This is a genomic window from Mycobacterium saskatchewanense, assembly GCF_010729105.1.
In the GTDB taxonomy this organism is placed as follows: Bacteria; Actinomycetota; Actinomycetes; order Mycobacteriales; family Mycobacteriaceae; genus Mycobacterium; species Mycobacterium saskatchewanense.
On record NZ_AP022573.1, the window covers coordinates 3,939,420 to 3,955,934 of the forward strand.

Annotated in this window: 12 protein-coding genes; 10 read left to right on the plus strand and 2 right to left on the minus strand. The window is 70.1% G+C overall.

Annotated features, from left to right (window positions below; translation table 11 throughout):
• Positions 1 to 349: 349 nt before the first annotated feature.
• Positions 350 to 1,726: an alpha/beta hydrolase domain-containing protein gene (locus G6N56_RS18575; RefSeq protein ID WP_085254408.1), complete on the minus strand. Its 1,377-nt coding sequence runs from the start codon at positions 1,724 to 1,726 to the stop codon at positions 350 to 352.
• A complete protein-coding gene (locus tag G6N56_RS18580) occupies positions 1,723 to 2,709 on the minus strand; it encodes a sigma-70 family RNA polymerase sigma factor (RefSeq protein ID WP_085254409.1) in 987 nt (328 codons plus the stop codon). The genes G6N56_RS18575 and G6N56_RS18580 overlap by 4 nt, the downstream gene beginning before the upstream one ends.
• 75 nt (positions 2,710 to 2,784) lie before the next feature.
• Between G6N56_RS18580 and G6N56_RS18585 the strand changes: the two genes are divergently transcribed.
• The 10 genes from G6N56_RS18585 (at position 2,785) to G6N56_RS18630 (ending at position 16,504) form a co-directional block, all read left to right on the plus strand.
• Entirely contained in the window at positions 2,785 to 3,633 is an 849-nt protein-coding gene (locus tag G6N56_RS18585; RefSeq protein ID WP_085254410.1) for an alpha/beta hydrolase, read from the plus strand.
• Between the two features lie 141 nt (positions 3,634 to 3,774).
• Positions 3,775 to 4,524, plus strand: a complete 750-nt coding sequence (locus tag G6N56_RS18590) for a DUF2786 domain-containing protein (RefSeq protein ID WP_085254411.1) — start codon at positions 3,775 to 3,777, stop codon at positions 4,522 to 4,524.
• 1 nt (position 4,525) lies between these two features.
• Positions 4,526 to 5,029 (plus strand): TIGR04338 family metallohydrolase, encoded by a 504-nt coding sequence (locus G6N56_RS18595; RefSeq protein WP_085254446.1) that lies wholly within the window; start codon positions 4,526 to 4,528, stop codon positions 5,027 to 5,029.
• Between the two features lie 334 nt (positions 5,030 to 5,363).
• On the plus strand, positions 5,364 to 6,821 hold the full coding sequence (locus G6N56_RS18600; protein WP_085254412.1) for a PPE family protein: 1,458 nt from the start codon (positions 5,364 to 5,366) through the stop codon (positions 6,819 to 6,821).
• Positions 6,818 to 7,990 carry an FAD-dependent monooxygenase gene (locus G6N56_RS18605; RefSeq protein ID WP_085254413.1) on the plus strand — a complete coding sequence of 391 codons (1,173 nt, stop codon included), beginning with the start codon at positions 6,818 to 6,820 and terminating at the stop codon, positions 7,988 to 7,990. Before G6N56_RS18600 ends, G6N56_RS18605 begins: the two co-directional genes overlap by 4 nt.
• Positions 7,984 to 8,667 (plus strand): ABC transporter ATP-binding protein, encoded by a 684-nt coding sequence (locus G6N56_RS18610; RefSeq protein ID WP_085254414.1) that lies wholly within the window; start codon positions 7,984 to 7,986, stop codon positions 8,665 to 8,667. The genes G6N56_RS18605 and G6N56_RS18610 overlap by 7 nt, the downstream gene beginning before the upstream one ends.
• Positions 8,668 to 8,678: 11 nt before the next feature.
• Entirely contained in the window at positions 8,679 to 11,180 is a 2,502-nt protein-coding gene (locus G6N56_RS18615; protein WP_158090680.1) for an ABC transporter permease, read from the plus strand.
• Positions 11,181 to 11,182: 2 nt separating this feature from the next.
• Complete coding sequence (locus G6N56_RS18620) at positions 11,183 to 12,274, plus strand: UbiA family prenyltransferase (protein ID WP_085254416.1); 1,092 nt, start codon at positions 11,183 to 11,185, stop codon at positions 12,272 to 12,274.
• A complete protein-coding gene (locus G6N56_RS18625) occupies positions 12,271 to 13,350 on the plus strand; it encodes a pyridoxal phosphate-dependent aminotransferase (RefSeq protein ID WP_085254417.1) in 1,080 nt (359 codons plus the stop codon). Before G6N56_RS18620 ends, G6N56_RS18625 begins: the two co-directional genes overlap by 4 nt.
• Positions 13,343 to 16,504: a thiamine pyrophosphate-binding protein gene (locus G6N56_RS18630; RefSeq protein ID WP_158090681.1), complete on the plus strand. Its 3,162-nt coding sequence runs from the start codon at positions 13,343 to 13,345 to the stop codon at positions 16,502 to 16,504. The genes G6N56_RS18625 and G6N56_RS18630 overlap by 8 nt, the downstream gene beginning before the upstream one ends.
• The last annotated feature ends 11 nt before the right edge of the window (positions 16,505 to 16,515 follow it).

The window sequence follows — 16,515 nt, forward strand, 5'->3', positions numbered from 1 at the left end:
GCTCCAGGCCGGTGGTGCCGTGGGCGCTGGTCGGCAACAGCGCCCCGTATCGTCGCGCCCGTTGCGAGTGCGCTCGGCGGCCCTCGTGAGGGCGGTGCGATCACCCGCAGGGACGGTGAACGTCAGCCGGTACCGGTGAGGGCGGGTGTGCCCGATGGTGACCGGCGAGAGCGTTTGTTCCCAGCATCCGGGGGGAGCACCTTGAGCAGGCTCTCCGAGTGGGAAACAGCCGGTCCGTGCCCCGACTTGGCGCAAGCGTGACCGCCTCGGGCCCGCCGCTGGTGCGGCCGGCCCGTGTGATCTCCGACAGGTTGTTGGACCGCAGGCTGCGCCTGAACCTTCGGCCGCACTATGCCTGACTGGACTCGCCGCGGCGGTACGTCGCGGCGGCGAGCGCGAGGATCTCCTCGCGATCGGCCGGCAGGATGAACCCCGCCTGGATCGCCGCGTCGAGCGCCGCGCCGAACCGGGCCAGGTATTCCGCCGCGCCGTCTGGATAGAGCCGGTTCAACGTGGCGGCGTCGAAAGGCTCGCCGGAGCCGAAGATCGCGGACATGACGCTGTCGTCGCCGCCGAACCCCGAGGTGCGGGCGATCGGGACGTCCACCCATGGGGTCCTGACGCCGCCCAGGGCGAGGCCGTTGGCGTCGAGGACGGGCATGGGCTGCCCGGAGTCGGTGACGTCCAGGGGAGGGGCCTCGGGCGGCGGGGCGCCCGTGCGGACCCAGGCGTTGAGGGCGTCCAGTGCCGCCTGCAGCACGTAGTGGTGCTGCGGTGCGAAGTTGATGTAGTGCGAAAGCCGCTGCCCCATCAGCACGTTGGTCGGCGCGTACGCCGCCGCGAGGTCGTCGACGCGTGCCGTGCCGCTGTCAATCGGCGCCACTTGGATCGTGTAGTTGTCGGCGTGGGCGGCGCCGGGGATCTCCCACACCCGCAGCCGGTCGTTGTCGGGTTGCCGCGCAAAGTAATAGCCCTCCCGCGCAGCGCCGAAGAGGTCGGTCTCGGTGATCACGGTCATCACCGGGACGCGCAGGTCCGGACGGAAGGGGACCGGTTGGGCGGCGCCGGATTCGGCGAAGATGGAACTTCCGTCGAGGGGCGCGGCGGACCCGAAGCGCGAATGGACCAGGAATCCGTCGAAGGTCTGGGCGAGCGGGTCGACGGCGTTGATGTACGTCGTGAGGAACATGGCCGACTGGGACTCGCCGACCGCAATCACGCTGCGCGCACGGCTCAGCCGTGAAATGCCATGCCGCTCGGCGTATTTGAGCGTCTCTCCGGCCTGGGTGAAGATGTCGTAGGCGTAACCGTCGCCCGGGTGGTGCAGGGCGCCATACCGCGCCGGGTCCTGCCTCTTGAGGGACATGTCCGCGGCGAGCATGCTGGCGCCGCCCTCCACGCCCACCCGCTGGACGGAGACCGCGACGTACGCGTAACCGGAACGGACGACCTCGCGATGCGCCATCATCCACACCGCCGGAGCGTCGATGCCGCCGCTCACGTTGAGCCACTCGACCAGCACCGTGCCGTTGAAGCGGGCCGGATCGTCCGGCGTCAGCACCACCATCCGGGTGGTGTAATCCGCCGCGTCGCCGGGCGTTACGGAGCGGGCCGTTCCGGAGATGAAGAACTCCTCGGCGACATAGCCTACGTCGCCGATGTCGAAGGCGCCCAACAGGATCAGCGGCTTGCCGGGCGCGAGGGTGACGCTCGGCGATTCCGTCACAGGCAACGGGGTAGACCGAACTTCGGGAACAGCGCGCCGTCGAGGAACGCCACCACGCGCGAGATCCCCTCCCCGGTCACGTCCAGCACGTGGAGCTGGAACGGGACGTGCACGCCGTCGATGCGCATGTACATCGCCGCGGCGGGCTGGCCGTTGGCGGTCAACGGAATCAGGCGCATGTCGCCGGGCGACTCGGCGGGGCAGTGCTGGTGGATGAGCGCGATGATGTCGGGAGCGCCCCGATACCAGCCCACGAAGGGCGGCATCTCCCAGATCGCTTCGGAGGTGAACAGATTCACCAACCGGTCGATGTCGTAGGCCTCGAATGCGGCGATGTAGCGGTCCAGCAAGTCTTTGGCCTCCGCCGAATCCGGCGGGGTCAGCCGGTCGTCGGTGCTGGGGCCGACGGCTTCCAGCTGGGTGCGGGCCCGCTGCAGCAGGCTGTTGACGGCGACGGTGGTGGTGCCGACGGCCTCGGCCACCTCGGCGGCCTTCCACTGGAGCACGTCGCGCAGCAACAGCACGGCCCGCTGACGCGGCGAAAGGTGCTGCAGCGCAGCCACGAGCGCCAGGCGCACGGACTCCCGTGACCCGACTATGACGGCCGGGTCGGCCGGGTCGGACGGGTCCGGCAGGGGCTCCAGCCACGGCACCTCGGCGCGTTCGACCAACTCCGCGGTCGGATCGGCGCAGGGCGAGCCGAGCCCCGTGGGCAGCGGACGGCGTTGCCGGCCCTCCAGGGCGGACAAGCAGGTGTTGGTGGCGATGCGGTACAGCCAGGTGCGCATCGACGACTTGCCTTCGAAGCGGTCGTAGGCCTTCCATGCCCGCAGCAGTGTCTCCTGTACCAGGTCCTCGGCATCGTGCACCGATCCGGTCATCCGATAGCAGTGCGCGAGCAGTTCGCGACGGTACGGCTCGGCGCGGGTCGAGAAGTCGTCACCGACCGCGGCGCCGCCGGCGTTTTCCGCAAGCAGCCTCACGATGGATGAGCCTACGCAGTGACTCGGGCTCGGCAAACCGGTGAAGCGCCCCGGCAGCCACTACGCTGGCCCCTGATGACTAGGACTTCCGCGACGCGTTCCGAACGCACTTTCGACGGCGTCGGCGGCGTGCGCATCGTGTACGACGTCTGGACGCCCGAAGCCCCGGTGCGCGGGGTGGTCGTGCTATCCCACGGCCTCGGTGAGCACGCCCGCCGCTACGACCACGTCGCGCAGCGGTTCGCGGAGGCGGGGCTGGCCACCTACGCGTTGGACCATCGCGGGCACGGCCGCTCCGGCGGCAAGCGGGTGCTGGTGCGCGACATCAGCGAGTACACCGCCGATTTCGACATGCTGGTCGGCGTCGCGACGCGGGAGCATCCCGGACTGCCGTGCATCGTGCTCGGCCACAGCATGGGTGGCGGCATCGTCTTCGCCTACGGCGTGGAACGCCCCGACAATTACGACATGATGGTGCTCTCCGGCCCGGCCGTGGCGGCGCAGGACCAGATCTCGCGGCTCAAGGCGCTCGCCGCGCGCGTGCTGGGCGCGGTGGTGCCCGGGCTGCCCGTCGAGGATCTCGACGTCAACGCGATATCCCGGGATCCGGCGGTGGTGTCCGCCTACAACGAAGACCCGCTGGTGTACCACGGGAAGGTGCCGACCGGCATCGGCCGGGCGCTGCTGCAGGTCGGCGAGACCATGCCGCAGCGCGCGCCGGCGCTGACCGCGCCGCTGCTCGTGGTGCACGGCTCCGACGACCGGCTGATCCCCGTCGCCGGCAGCCGCCGCCTGGTCGACTGCGTCGGATCCACCGACGTCGAGCTCAAGGTGTATCCCGGTCTCTACCACGAGGTCTTCAACGAGCCTGAGCGCGACCAGGTGCTGGGCGATGTCGTCGGGTGGATCACCAGGCGGCTCTGAGCGTCATGTCGTACGGCTCCGTTAGGTTGGCGCTATGACCCCGCGCCGGCGACGATGCGGCGCGTAGCGATGAGGAGGAGCGGCGCAGATGACCGACGCCGGCGACGATGCGGCGCGTAGCGATGAGGAGGAGCGGCGCAGATGACCGACGACAAAATGCTGACCCGCATCGCCGCACTGCTGCGCCAGGCGGAGGGGACCGACAACCCCCACGAGGCCGAGGCGTTCATGAGCGCCGCGCAACGGCTGGCGACGGGGGCCTCCATCGACCTGGCGGTGGCGCGGTCGCACGCGGCGAACCGCTCGCCGGCGCAGGCGCCGACGCAGCGCACCGTCACCATCGGCGCCGCCGGCACCAAGGGCCTGCGGACCTATGTCCAGCTGTTCGTGCTGATCGCGTCAGCCAACGACGTCCGCTGCGACATCGCGTCTAACTCGACTTTCCTCTACGCCTATGGGTTCCCCGAGGACATCGACGCCAGCCACGCGCTTTACGCCAGCCTGGTGGTCCAGATGGTGCGCGCGTCGGACGCCTACCTGGCCTCGGGAGCGCACCGCCCCACGCCGACCATCACCGCCCGGCTGAACTTCCAGCTGGCCTTCGGGGCCCGCGTCGGCCAGCGCCTGGCCGAGGCGCGTAACGAGGCCCGCCGCGAGGCGACCAAGGACCGTCGCCGCCCGCCGGGCACCGCGATCGCGCTGCGGGACAAGGAGGTCGAGCTGCACGACTTCTACCGCGGCGCGTCGCAGGCGCGGGGCACCTGGCGAGCGAACAGCGCCACGGCCGGGTATTCGTCGGCGGCGCGGCGTGCGGGTGACCGTGCGGGCCGGCGGGCTCGCCTCGGCAATAGCGCCGAGCTGCCCGGCGCTCGGAGCGCGCTGGGCCGGTGAGGTGAGTCCGGGCGACAGAGACTCCCAGCGGGCCAAGGTGTACGCCGCGGAGGAGTTCGTCCGGACGCTGTTCGACCGCGCCGCCGAGCACGGCTCGCCCGCAGTGGAGTTCTTCGGCACGCAGTTGACGCTCCCCCCGGAGGGGCGGTTCGGATCGATCGCCTCGGTCCAGCGTTACGTCGACGACGTGCTGGCGCTGCCCGGGGTGCGGCGCCAGTGGCCCGACGCGTCGCCGCTGAGCGTGCGGCCGCGGCGTGCGGCCTCCGCGGCGCATTACGAAAGCCGCGACGGCGCAGGGGTTATCGCGGTTCCCGACCGCGGCACCGCCGACTGGGCGCTGCGCGAGCTGGTGGTGTTGCACGAGGTCGCGCATCATCTGTGCCAGGCCGAGCCGCCCCACGGCCCGCATTTCGTGGCCACGTTCTGCGAATTGGCCGAGCTGGTCATGGGCCCCGAGCTAGGGCATGTGCTGCGGGTGGTCTACGCCAAGGAGGGCGTGCGGTAACTGCATCGGGGGCCGACGCCCCGGTTGCCGCACGGGCGCCCCGCGAATCCGAACTGCCGAGCGAGCCGACGGCCGCCGCCCCAGACGGTCGCTTCGGCCCGCGTACGCCGCCACGCCGCCCACACTCAGCGGCGTGACCAGCAATTTTGCCGCCAGTACGGTGAATTCGTCACACATCTAACAAGGATAGGCATACCTAAGCTAGGGTAGGCTAACTTTGCTAGCTTTCGTGAAGGGGCCAGCCGATGGCGGACATTGCTTCTGTGTTGCTGGAGTCACCGGCTGACGCCACCTCCGTGATCGGCCTTCGCGCGCACCGAAAGGCCGGGCGGTCGTGAGCTACCCGATGTGGTTCGCGGTTCCCCCGGAGGTGCATTCCACCCTGCTGTCCACCGGCGTGGGCCCCGGGCCGCTGCTGGCGGCGGCCGAGGCCTGGCATGCGCTTGCGGCGGAATACGGCTCCGCCGCAACGCAACTCACGGGTCTCCTCGCCAGCGTCGCCTGGGAGGGGCCAACGGTGGAGCGGTTTGTCGCCGCCCATCAACCGTTCCTTTCCTGGCTGACCCATGCCAGCGCGGTGGCCAGCGCCGCGGCGGCGGGACGTGAAACGGCCGCGGCGGGCTATGCGTCGGCGCTGGCGACCATGCCGACCCTGGCCGAACTCGCGGCCAACCACGTCGTCCACGCCGTCCTGCTCGCGACGAACTTCTTCGGGATCAACACCATCCCCATCGCCCTGAACGAGGCCGACTACGCGCGGATGTGGGTTCAGGCCGCGACGACGATGAGTGCCTACCAAGGTCTGTCGGAGGAAAGCCTCGCCGCCACGCCCGCGACATCACCCGCACCGCAAATCCTCACCACGGCAGCCACGTCGGCCGCTGACAGCAGCTTCCCCGACCCGACGAAGGTGATCCTCCAGCTGTTCAGCGACTTCCTCAACACCCTGAGCAACATGGCGACCCAGTACCTGCCGGGGCCCTTGGGCAGCCTCGTCAGCCAGCTCCTGGACTCGTTCATCGCCCTGATGTCCACCCAGCTGTTCCTGATTCCCGCCTACTCGGTGATCGATCCGATCATCTATTTCGGCCCGTTCACCCCGCTGTTGACCCCCTTCCTGGCGTCCCTCGGGCTGGTCGGACTGGCCGGTCTGGCCGGCCTCGACGCGCTGGGCGATGCGGGAGGGGTGACCGCGGTGTCCAAGGTGCCCGACCAGCAGGTGTTGCCCGCTGTCACCGGGGTGACCGTGGCGGCCGCCACCCCCGGTGCGGGCGCCGGCACACCGGCTGGCGCGCCGACCGCGGCCCCCACCGCGCCGGCCGCCTCGGTGCCCGGACCCGGTGCCGCGCAGGTTTTCTACGCGGTCGACGGCGACCCCGGGGGTGAAGGATTCAGCCCCACCTCCACAGCCGGAGCCGCCGCCGCGGCTGTCGCCGCGATCGCCGCCCTCGCCGACAAGGCACCGGCGGACGCCGACCGGCTCAGGGCCAAGCGAAACGCCAGAGCGCGCCAGCGGGTCCGCAAGTACCGATTCGAATACCTGGACGAGGACGGGCGCATGACGCTGCCCGTCGATCCGGTGGACGAGCGCGTCGCCGCCTCCGACGGCGGCTCGGGCCCGCTCGGGTTCGCGGGAACCGTCCCCGACCCGACCGCGGCGCGCGCGCAAGGACTCACCCATCTCCACGGTCGTGAATTCGACGCGGCACCGGTGGCGCCGATGCTGCCGCAAAGCTGGGATGGCGGCGGCGAGCATGCGGCCGGGGCCGACGACAACGAAGCGGGCCGATGAAGGTCGTGGTGGCGGGCGGCGGTATCGGCGGGCTCGCGGTCGCAAGCGGACTGCAGCGAGCCGGTTGGGAGACGGTGGTGTTGGAGCGGGCGGCCGATCCCGAGCCGCCGCGCGCCGGATTGTCGTTGTTCGGGAACGGGTTTCGGGCCTTGGACGCACTGGGGCTCGGACCGGCCGTCCGCGCCATATGCGCCGACGGTCCTCCGTACCGGACGGCCGGCATCCGGACCCCCAGTGGGCGCTGGCTGGTGAGGTTCGCCCCAGCCGCCAGTGCGCGGCTGCGCGCAGTCGACCGCACCGAGCTGCACCACGTGTTGCTGGCCTCGCTGACCCCCGGCACCGTGCGCTGGGGCCAACGCGTGACCGGAGTGCGGCACGGTTCGGTCGAAGCCGAAGACGGCGCCCTCACCCGCGGTGCCGACCTGGTCGTCGGGGCCGACGGCATCCGCAGCCGCGTCCGGGCGAGCGTGCCACAGGACCGCCCCACGCGCCACAGTGGTTACGGCGTATGGCGTGCCGTCACGGCCATCCCGGTGCCCGTCGAAGTGGGCGGCGAGACATGGGGCCCGGGGCAGCGGTTCGGAATTGTCCCGATGCGCGACGGGCGGGTCTACTGGTTCGCCGTTGTGGACCGCGCGCGCTGCGGCACGGGCGCCGCGGCCCTCCAGGAGATTCGCGACCGCTTCGACTCGTGGCACGAACCGATCGGCCGGTTGATCGATGCCACGGAGCCCGACGCCGTGAACTACGTCTCCAGTGAGGAACTCAGCGGTCCGCTATCGTCCTACGTCCACGGCCGCATCGTGCTCGTCGGCGATGCGGCGCACGCGATGAGCCCGAATCTCGGCCAAGGTGCGAATCAAGCGCTCGAGGATGCCGCGACACTATGCGCGCTCCTGACGGCCGCGCCGGGGTCGGGCATCGAGGGGATCGACGCGGCGTTGCGACGTTACGACCGGATCCGCCGTCCCCGCACCCAGCGCATCGCGCGCGAGTCGCGTGGCATCGGTGTCGCGGCGCAGTGGAGCCATCCGCTGCTGGTCCGGCTCCGGGAGGCGGGTATGTCGGCCGTTCCCGACCGGCTGTTCAGCCGCCGCACGACGCGCCTGCAGCACTGGGACCCGCCCCCAGCCAACCCCCATCGGGAGATACGGAGCCCCGCATGCTGATCGAGATGACCGCCGTGAGCCGGACGTATCGCCGCGGGCGGGAACTGGTCAAAGCTGTCGACGACGTGACCCTGACATTCGGCAACGAGAATCTTCTGGCGGTCACGGGGCCGTCGGGTTCGGGGAAGAGCACGCTCCTGCACCTCATCGGCGGTATCGATCGGCCGGATGAGGGCTCCATCAAAGTCGACGGGGAAGAGCTGTCGGACAAGAGCGACGACGAGCAGTCCGAATACCGGCGGCGCAAAGTGTCCTTCATCTTCCAGTTCTTCAATCTGCTGCCCACGCTGACCGCCTGGGAGAACGTGGCGATGCCCAGGGTCCTCGACGGGTCTTCGATGAAGCTGGCCAGAAAGGACGCGCACGACCTCCTGGACATGGTCGGTCTGGGCAACAGAACCGACCACAAGCCCTCCGAGCTGTCCGGGGGACAGATGCAACGGGTCGCCATCGCCCGCTCGCTGATCATGAAGCCCGGCGTCGTGCTGGCAGACGAGCCGACGGGGAACCTCGACTCGGAATCCGGCAGCAGCATTCTGGCGCTCCTCCGTCAGATCGCCGACGAGGGCCAAAGCTCGGTGATCATGGTGACGCATGATCGGGAAATCGCCGCCGCGGCCGATCGTGAGATTGTGATGCGCGACGGCCGGGTCGTCGAAAGCCGGGACCGGGCATAGGGATTCGGATGATGACCGCTGCGGGTGTCCGCTTCAAGATGCTGAACGTGCGGTACGCGCTGGCGCACTGGAAACGCTCGCTGAGCTGCGTGGTGGCCGTGATGATCGCCAGCGGACTGCTGGTGGCGATCGCCGGCATCTACAGCTCCTTGACCAAGTCGGTCGCAACGATGTCGGAGGACCTGTACGGCCGAGCGGCGTTCGAGGTCACCGGTGTGGCCGACAGCGGCCTGCCCGAAGCGCTGCTGGACGAGCTGCGCGGAGTGCACGGCGTGGCCGCCGCCGAACCGGTCGTGAAGGCGACGCTGAACGCACCCCGCTCGGGGACAACGTTGTTGGGGGTCAGCCCCAACATTCGGGTGCTGAACAATCGGGTCGGCAACGAGCTCGTGCAGCAGGCCCAACGCGACACGTCCCACGGGTCGCTCGCCGACGGCGCGATCGCCGGGCCCGGGCTCGGGGTCGCGGCGGGCGGCACGGTCGACGTCGACTCCTTGCCCGTCAAGGTGGTCTTCGTGCCGAAGGGCGACCTCGCCGAGAAATACAACGCGGGTGACTACCTCATCGCGCCGCTGCAACTGGCGCAGCAACTCCTCCACCAAACCGGCCGGTTCAGTTCGGTTTTCATCGTCGCGGAGCCGGGTGCCGACACCCGGAACCTGGCCGCGGAGCTGGTGCGGGTGGTCGACCATCGGGCGGTGGTCGCCGAGCCGCAGTTCCGCGTCGCGCAGACCGACAACTCTGTGTCGCTGACCCGCGACGCCTTGCTCCTGGTCGGTTCGATCGCGCTGGTCGTCGCGATGTTCATCGTGTTCAACACCATGAACATGGCGGTGGTGCAACGCCGGCCGGTGATCGCCACCCTGCGGGCGCTCGGAGCGCGACGCGGCCAGCTGGCAAGGGACCTGCTGCTCGAGGTGGCGCTGATGGGATTTCTCGGTGGCTGCGTCGGCGCACCACTGGGGGCCGGGATGAGCTACCTCGCGATCAAGCGGCTGCCCCCGTTGCTGCTGCAGTCGGTGGACGTCAAGCCGGAATTCTTCTTTCCCAACGGCGCGATCGCCGTCGTGGTGGTGCTGGGGGTCGTCGCCTGCGTCGTGGGCGCCGTCTGGCCCGCGTTCGTCGTGTTCAACGCCTCACCCGCCTCGGCCATGCGACCGGCCGAGCTCGAAGCCCTGGGCGCCAGCCGGTCGAGGCCGAACTGGCTCGGCATGGTTGCCGGCGCTTCGCTGACGATAGCGGCGTTTGTCAGCGCGATGCGGCTGCACGACGAAAGAGCCTTCGGCGGCGGGGTTTTGGCGCTGGCCGGCGTGCTCGTGCTGTGCTGGGCCCTTGGGCCCGTGATCGTGGAGGCCAGCAGCCGGATCGCGGCCATGATGGGACCGAGCGGTCAGGTCAGCAGGTCGACGATGACCGCGTCGGCAAAACGGACGTGGGCGAACGTGATGATCGTCGCGATCGCGGTCGCGTTGGGTAGCGTGACCAACGGGGTGCTGACGGATGTCGTGGACTCCACGGGCGGTTTCTTCTCCTCCCTCGCGGGCGCCGACGTCTACCTGGCCGCGGCGCCGAAAGACGTTGTCCCCGTGAGCCCGTTGATCCCCAAGGGGGTGGATCAGCAAGTCCGGCAGATCCCGGGGGTCGCCCGGGTCGTCCCGGTCCAGTACGCCTACGTCAACGTCGGCAGCGACCGGGTCTTGGTGGTGGGCGCCGACCCGGGCACGGTCACGCCCGCCTTCTCCGCCATGAGTCCTGGGGTCCGCTCCCGGGTCGAGGCCGGGGACGGCGTCGTGGTGTCCCGCCAGCTTGCCCGCCGCCTGCATCGCGGCGAGGGGCAGACCCTGACCCTGAACACCCCGTCGGGACTGAAGACGGTGCAGATCCTGGGCGTGGTCGACTATCTCACCACCGAGCGCGGCATGATCGCGATGTCGCTGACCAACATGCGCACCTGGTTCCAACGCGACGGCGCCACCTATCTGGAGGTGCACGTCGCCGATCGCAACAAGGTGCCCGGTGTGCTGGACCGGGTCCAAAAGATTGCCGCCTCAACCGGATTGTTCGCCTTCGGCGGCCAGGACGCCGTCGACTCGGGGAAGGGCGCGGTCGCCCAGATCGGATCCGTGGCCGTGTTCGTTCAGTGGATCGTGGCGCTGTTGGCGGCCATGGCCCTGTTCAACGCATTCATGATCTCCGTCATCGAACGCAGGAGGGAGATCGGCGTGTTGCGCGCGATGGGCGCTTCCCGGCGCTACATCACCAAATCGATTCTCGTCGAGTCGAGCAGCGTCGCCCTGGTGGGCGGCCTTCTCGGGCTGCTGTCCAGCCTCGTCGTCCACCGGCTGGGCACGCTGATCATGAGCACCGTCACGGCCATGACGGTGCGGTTCGCGCTGTCACCCCTTGACCTGCTCAGCGTCGTGGTGGCGGTGGCCTTGTGCTGGAGCGGTGCCCTGCTGCCCGCATCACGTGCCGCCAAGGCGGCGATCGTGGACGCGTTGGAAGTGGAGTAGCCGTGGCGAAGCGCGAACTGACCGCACCGGTGACGGCGGCGGCCCCCGAATCGCTGGCCGAATTCCTGTGCAGGCCCGGCGAGCAACGGTTGATCTGGGTGCGCAGCAGTCCGGGCCTCCCGGCGCCCGTGGCATGGCGTCTCGCGCGCTTCGTGGCGTTCTCGCGGCCGCGAACCTGCGTGCCCGGAATGCTGGCCTTCTATTTCGCGAGCGTCGTCAGCGGGCAGGTTCCGCTGCGGGCCCTGATCGTGGGCATGGTGGTCTCCTACCACATCGGCGCGATCGCCAATTTGTACAACATGTACACCGACATCGTCGAGGACAACGAGAACATTCCGTCCAGGGTGTTCGAGCTCGGCCGGTACGGCCGAGACCGCCTGCTGCGCGACACCCACCTGCTGACCGCGGCCGTCTTCGTGTCGTCGCTGCTGGTGAACCCCTACTTCGCGGGCTTGACGCTGCTGGCCCTCGTTGGCTGCCAACAATATTCGTTTCGGCCGTTTCGGATGAAGGCGCGGCCCCGCGTCGGGATCCTGTACTTCGCCAACGCGGTGGCATATCCCTACCTGAGCGCGGCCCTGGCCGGCGACGGGAAGCTGCATGCCTTCCTCGAGCCCGAGTACCGCGCGCTGGCGATCTACCTGTTCGTATGGTTCTGCGCCAAGGGCCTCATCAAGAACGTGCCCGACTACGACGGCGACAAGCGGGTGAACGTGACGACGTCGGCGACGCTGAGCGCGAGCAGGCGCAACGCGGCGCTGGTCGCCGCGACGGCGACCGTGCTGGTCTACGCCGCCGTCGCCGTTCCCGTCGCTCTCGACGTCGTCGGGCGCAAGTTCCTGCTGGCCCTGGTGTGGCTTCCCGTGGCGTGCTTTCAGGGGTGGCGGCTGGTGCGTGCGGGTGAGGAGAAGTCACGCAACGACATGCTGCGCGACGACATGTTCGTATCCGTCGGATACCTTTCCACGCTCATCTTGGTCGAAAGGCCGTCGCTGTCGTCCGCCTCGGTGGTGGCCGCGGGGATCGCCATCATGGTGTTATCGGACCAGCTGGGGCTCGACACCCGAAGAGCCGAAGATTTCGGTGCGCCATGAGGACTCACCGAATAGTGCTGCACGACAGCGGGACCCGCCCGTCCCGCCCGGAGTTCGATCTGTCCCGCAACGAGTTGCACCTCGACCCGCTTCCCGAGGTGCGCAAGATCCTCGAGTCGAGCGCCGACACCCTCAGTCGCTACCCTCAGGACCACCTTGTCGCGGCGCTGACCGAGCGGATCGCCGCGCTGCACGGGGTGCCGTTGGATCGGGTGGTCGTCGGCCCGGGCAGCATCGGTGTGCTGGACGCCCTGCTGCACGCCGACGGCGGACCCGCCGGGTCCACGGTGTTTGCCACCCCCACCTTTGACGAGTACGCGGTGCTCGTCGCCCGAGCGGGCGGCGTTCCCGTCGGGGTTGCGGGTGACCCCGTGGGCAAGCAGTCGCTCGACGGCATCCGGGCCCGCGTCGACTCGTCGACGCGCTATGTGATCGTCGCGGCGCCGCACAACCCCAGCGGCGCCGCGGTCAGCCTGGCCGAACTGAGGCATCTGCGGCTGGCCTTGCCGGACACCGCGGTGCTCGTCGTCGACGGCGCTTACGCCGAGTTCGACGAGACCGCCCGCCCGGATGCCGTGCGGCGCATGGTCAGCGGCCCGCGGCCGGTGGTGGTCCTGCGCAGTTTCTCCAAGGCCCACGGGCTGGCCGGCCTGCGGATCGGTTACGGGGTCTTCAGCTGCGCGGCGCTGGCGGCGCGGGTCAGGTCCGCCGTCCCGATGTTCGCGGTGAACTCGATCGCGCTGACCGCCGCGGCGGAATCGTTGCGGCATCAACAGCGACTGCGGGAACGGGTGTCCCGGGTGATCGAGAACCGCAACCGCCTGGAAGCGGCTCTGCTCCGGTACGGCCTGTACTCGGGGATCGCCTCGCAGGGCAATTTCGTGTGGTTGCCCACCCGGGATTCCCGGCGGCTGTTCGCGCATGCCCTCGGTGACGGCATCCTCGTGCGCGAGTACCCCGGCTGGGGCGTCCGGATCACCGTCGGTTCGGACGAATCGGTGAATGCCGTCCGCAAGTCGCTGGCGACCTTCGTGGCCGGCACACGCGGCCGCGCCCGCAGCGGTGCCGATGCATAACCGGCACCTGCTCTCCAATGCCATTGGGCGGCAGCGGTTCGCCGACCAGTTGGTGGATCATCTGATCAGCCTGGGGGTCGAGTACCTCTTCGGGATGCCGGCGGAGTCGGTGAATTCGCTGATGCACGCCGCGAGTCGGCGCAGCGAAATACGGGTCGTCAGCGCCCGGCACGAGACCGCGGCCGCGCTGATGGCGGTCGGTTACGCCCGCTCCTCCGGGCGATTGGGCGTGTGCTTCGGAACGGCGGGACCGGGCGCCACCAATCTGGTGGCCGGCGCCTACGAGGCCTTCGTCGGGCGGGTGCCGCTGCTCGCCATCAGCGGTCAGGTTCCGCTGGCGGCCATGGGCACGGGCTCTTTCCAGGAAATCGACTCGGAGAGCCTGTTCCGGCCCTGCACCTCCCTGTCCGTACAGATCGACGGCCCAAGCCAATTCGAGCGGTTGGCCCGGTGCTGCGTGCAGGCCGTGCACGAGTCCACCGCGTGCCACGTGGCTATTCCCGGTGACGTGCTGTACGCCCCCATCGGTGCGCACGGCTCGCGCGTGTTCGTTCCCGACCCGCCGAACCCGGCGGCCGCGGCCAAGGAAGAGATCAGCGCGATCCTGGATTTCCTGGGTTCCGGGGACCTTGCCATAGTGCTCTCCTGCGCGAGCGGGCCCCAGCGCGTTCTGGCCCGGCAGCTTTCCGAGCGCCTGGACTGTCCGCTGCACACCGCGGAGGGACGAGACGCCGGCGTGATAGGTGCCGCGGACGTGTTGGTGGTGGGCCGGGCGAGTCCCTTGCTGGCGCAGCGTGTCCGCGGGCACGCCAACCTGCTTGAGCTCACCGACCGGCGGTTCGCGTCCGGGTCCATGCCATACATCAGGCAGATCGTCTGCGACGTGGAGGCAACGCTTGCGACGGTCCTCGGCTTCGTCCCCGCGCAGCCCGGGTCTTTGCCGGAGCGCAGCGCCGCGCGCGAAACCGACGACGGCGCAGCCGATTCGGTTCGCTGGCGCGTCTACACCGACCTGGACGGCGCCGACGGACTACTCCCGCAAGGCATCGCGCTTGACGACGCGGTCGTGTCGAGCGTGGCCCGCATCCCGGGCGCGGCGCTGCCGCTGGCCATCGGCGGGGCCCTGGGCGGCCACGGGGATCCGCCGAGCCTGGTCGTGACGGACCACGCGCAGTTAGGCCAGTTCATCGCGGACGTGTCCACCCTGGCCAGCCTCGGCGGCGACGTGCTGGTGGTCTGCCGGGTGGGCGATGGTGAAAGCCTCTCGGGGGCAAGCCAACTCGGTGCCGCGATGTCGGTGCCGGCGGTCCGCGCGGAAAACGGCGCGGACCTGTCCCGGCTGTTCCGCCGCCTCGCCGAGAACGGGGGCCCCGGGATTGTCACCGTGCGGGGCGCCCCCGCGGCAAGCCCCGAGGCACGGCCCCTCCGGCCCGGTGAGCGGGCCTTGGCCGAGCGGCTGGCCGCCTGCCTGGCCGTCCCGGTCCAGCTGAGCGAATTCTGCGCTCCGCTGCTGCCCTGTTTCACGACAGCGCAGCGCAGCGCCAACGCCCAGGCGCCCTCGATGAACGCGTCCGCGCTGCGGAAATGCGGGAACGCCCGCGCGGGCACGGTGGCCGCGACCGGCGCCGCACTTCTGCTGCAGCTGAACGGGATCTACGACGCGGCGTTGGATAACGCCAGGATTCTCGTGGCGACCGTCGAGGCCCGGGACTGGGCACTCGACGCCCGCGGGCTGCTCGACGAAGTGAGCGTCGCGCGCTACACGGTCGACGATCCGGCGACGGCGGCCGCCACGGTGCGGCAGGCCTGCGCGGCCGCCGGCGCGCCCGGCGGGGGTGTGGTGCATCTGCACGTGGGGTCGCGCGCGCTGGACGCGGAGTGGACGCCCGATACGGCCGACCCGGGGGCGGCGGGGCCGCGACCGGCCGGGGCCCGCCATGGTCAACCCCCGAGCGAATCCGCGCTGTCGGCGGCGATCGCCGCCCTGCGCGACGCCGACCGAGTCGCCATCGTCGCGGGCCGGGGGGCCGCGGGGTGCTCGGATCTGCTGGTGGAACTGTCCGAGATCCTTTGTTGCCCGGTGTATCTGACGATGGGCGGGGACTCGGTGCTCGCGGATCCGGGCCTGCGGGCGCGGGGGCGTATCGGCGGTTCCGGGGACCTCCGGGCGTTTCACGAGGTGGCCCGGGCGGACGTGCTGCTGTTGATCGGCGTGTCCAACAGGGGCTCGGCCTTCGACCTGGCGGCGGCCGGGCGGACGATCGCCGTCAACCTCGACCCGCACGCGATGCTGCGGCTCTCCCGGCGCGATATCTGCGTGCTGGCCGACGCCGCGCCGGCGGTGGAGGCGATGGTCGCCGCGCTGCGCGCCGCCCCGCCGGCGGGTGCCTTCCGGCGCCGCGCGGCGCGAGTGGGAACCGTTCCACGGATCGCGCGACGGCGGGGGGACAACGGTCGGCTGCGCGCGTCGCGGCTCACCCGTGTGATCGACGAGGAACTCCGCCGGTTCGACGGCGCCTCCACGGTGTGCGCGGACGTCGGCGTCAACACGCTGTGGGTATACCGCCACATCACGTCGATGACCCGCAGCGTCTGGTCCGCGTCGTTCGGCACGATGGGTTTCGCGGTTCCCGCGGCGATCGCCGTGGCCAGAAACTCCGTCCCGAGTTCCAGCGAGCCGGCGCTGGTGGTGGCCGTGGCCGGGGACGGCGGCACCTCGGTGACATTGAGTCAGATCCGGTCGTCGGCCGGCCTCGCGACGCCGATCGTGTTCGTCGTCGTGAACAACCTGGCGCTCGCCGCGATCAAGTTCGAAAGCGAGATCATGGGATGGCCGGACCGCGCGTCGTCCATCCCGGACATCAACTTCGCGAAATACGCCGCGTCCCTGGGGATCAGATCGCGCAGGGTCGACACCCCGCGCGGTTTCCGCGCCGCCTTCCAGGAGGCGATCAGCGAACCCCGCCCCTTCCTGATCGACGCCCGCTGCGTCGTCAACGACGCCCCGATCCAGGCCGGTAGGTCCGACTGGCGCCAGGTCGCGGGTTTTCTCCTCGCCTGGTCACAGGAGGGGCGCGACGCGGTCGGCTCGTTTCGCGAAGTCGTGCGCGCGGTCGTGATCGGCAAGCTCTACGAGAAGGGGCTCTCGTGGTAGCCGCACATCCG

Excerpts from the sequence above, each read along its gene's own strand:
- G6N56_RS18590 (WP_085254411.1), top strand. The coding sequence starts at position 3,775 with ATGACCGACGACAAAATGCTGACCCGCATCGCCGCACTGCTGCGCCAG.
- G6N56_RS18585 (WP_085254410.1), top strand. The coding sequence starts at position 2,785 with ATGACTAGGACTTCCGCGACGCGTTCCGAACGCACTTTCGACGGCGTC.
- G6N56_RS18615 (WP_158090680.1), top strand. The coding sequence starts at position 8,679 with ATGACCGCTGCGGGTGTCCGCTTCAAGATGCTGAACGTGCGGTACGCG.
- G6N56_RS18630 (WP_158090681.1), top strand. The coding sequence starts at position 13,343 with ATGCATAACCGGCACCTGCTCTCCAATGCCATTGGGCGGCAGCGGTTC.
- G6N56_RS18605 (WP_085254413.1), top strand. The coding sequence starts at position 6,818 with ATGAAGGTCGTGGTGGCGGGCGGCGGTATCGGCGGGCTCGCGGTCGCA.
- G6N56_RS18625 (WP_085254417.1), top strand. The coding sequence starts at position 12,271 with ATGAGGACTCACCGAATAGTGCTGCACGACAGCGGGACCCGCCCGTCC.
- G6N56_RS18610 (WP_085254414.1), top strand. The coding sequence starts at position 7,984 with ATGCTGATCGAGATGACCGCCGTGAGCCGGACGTATCGCCGCGGGCGG.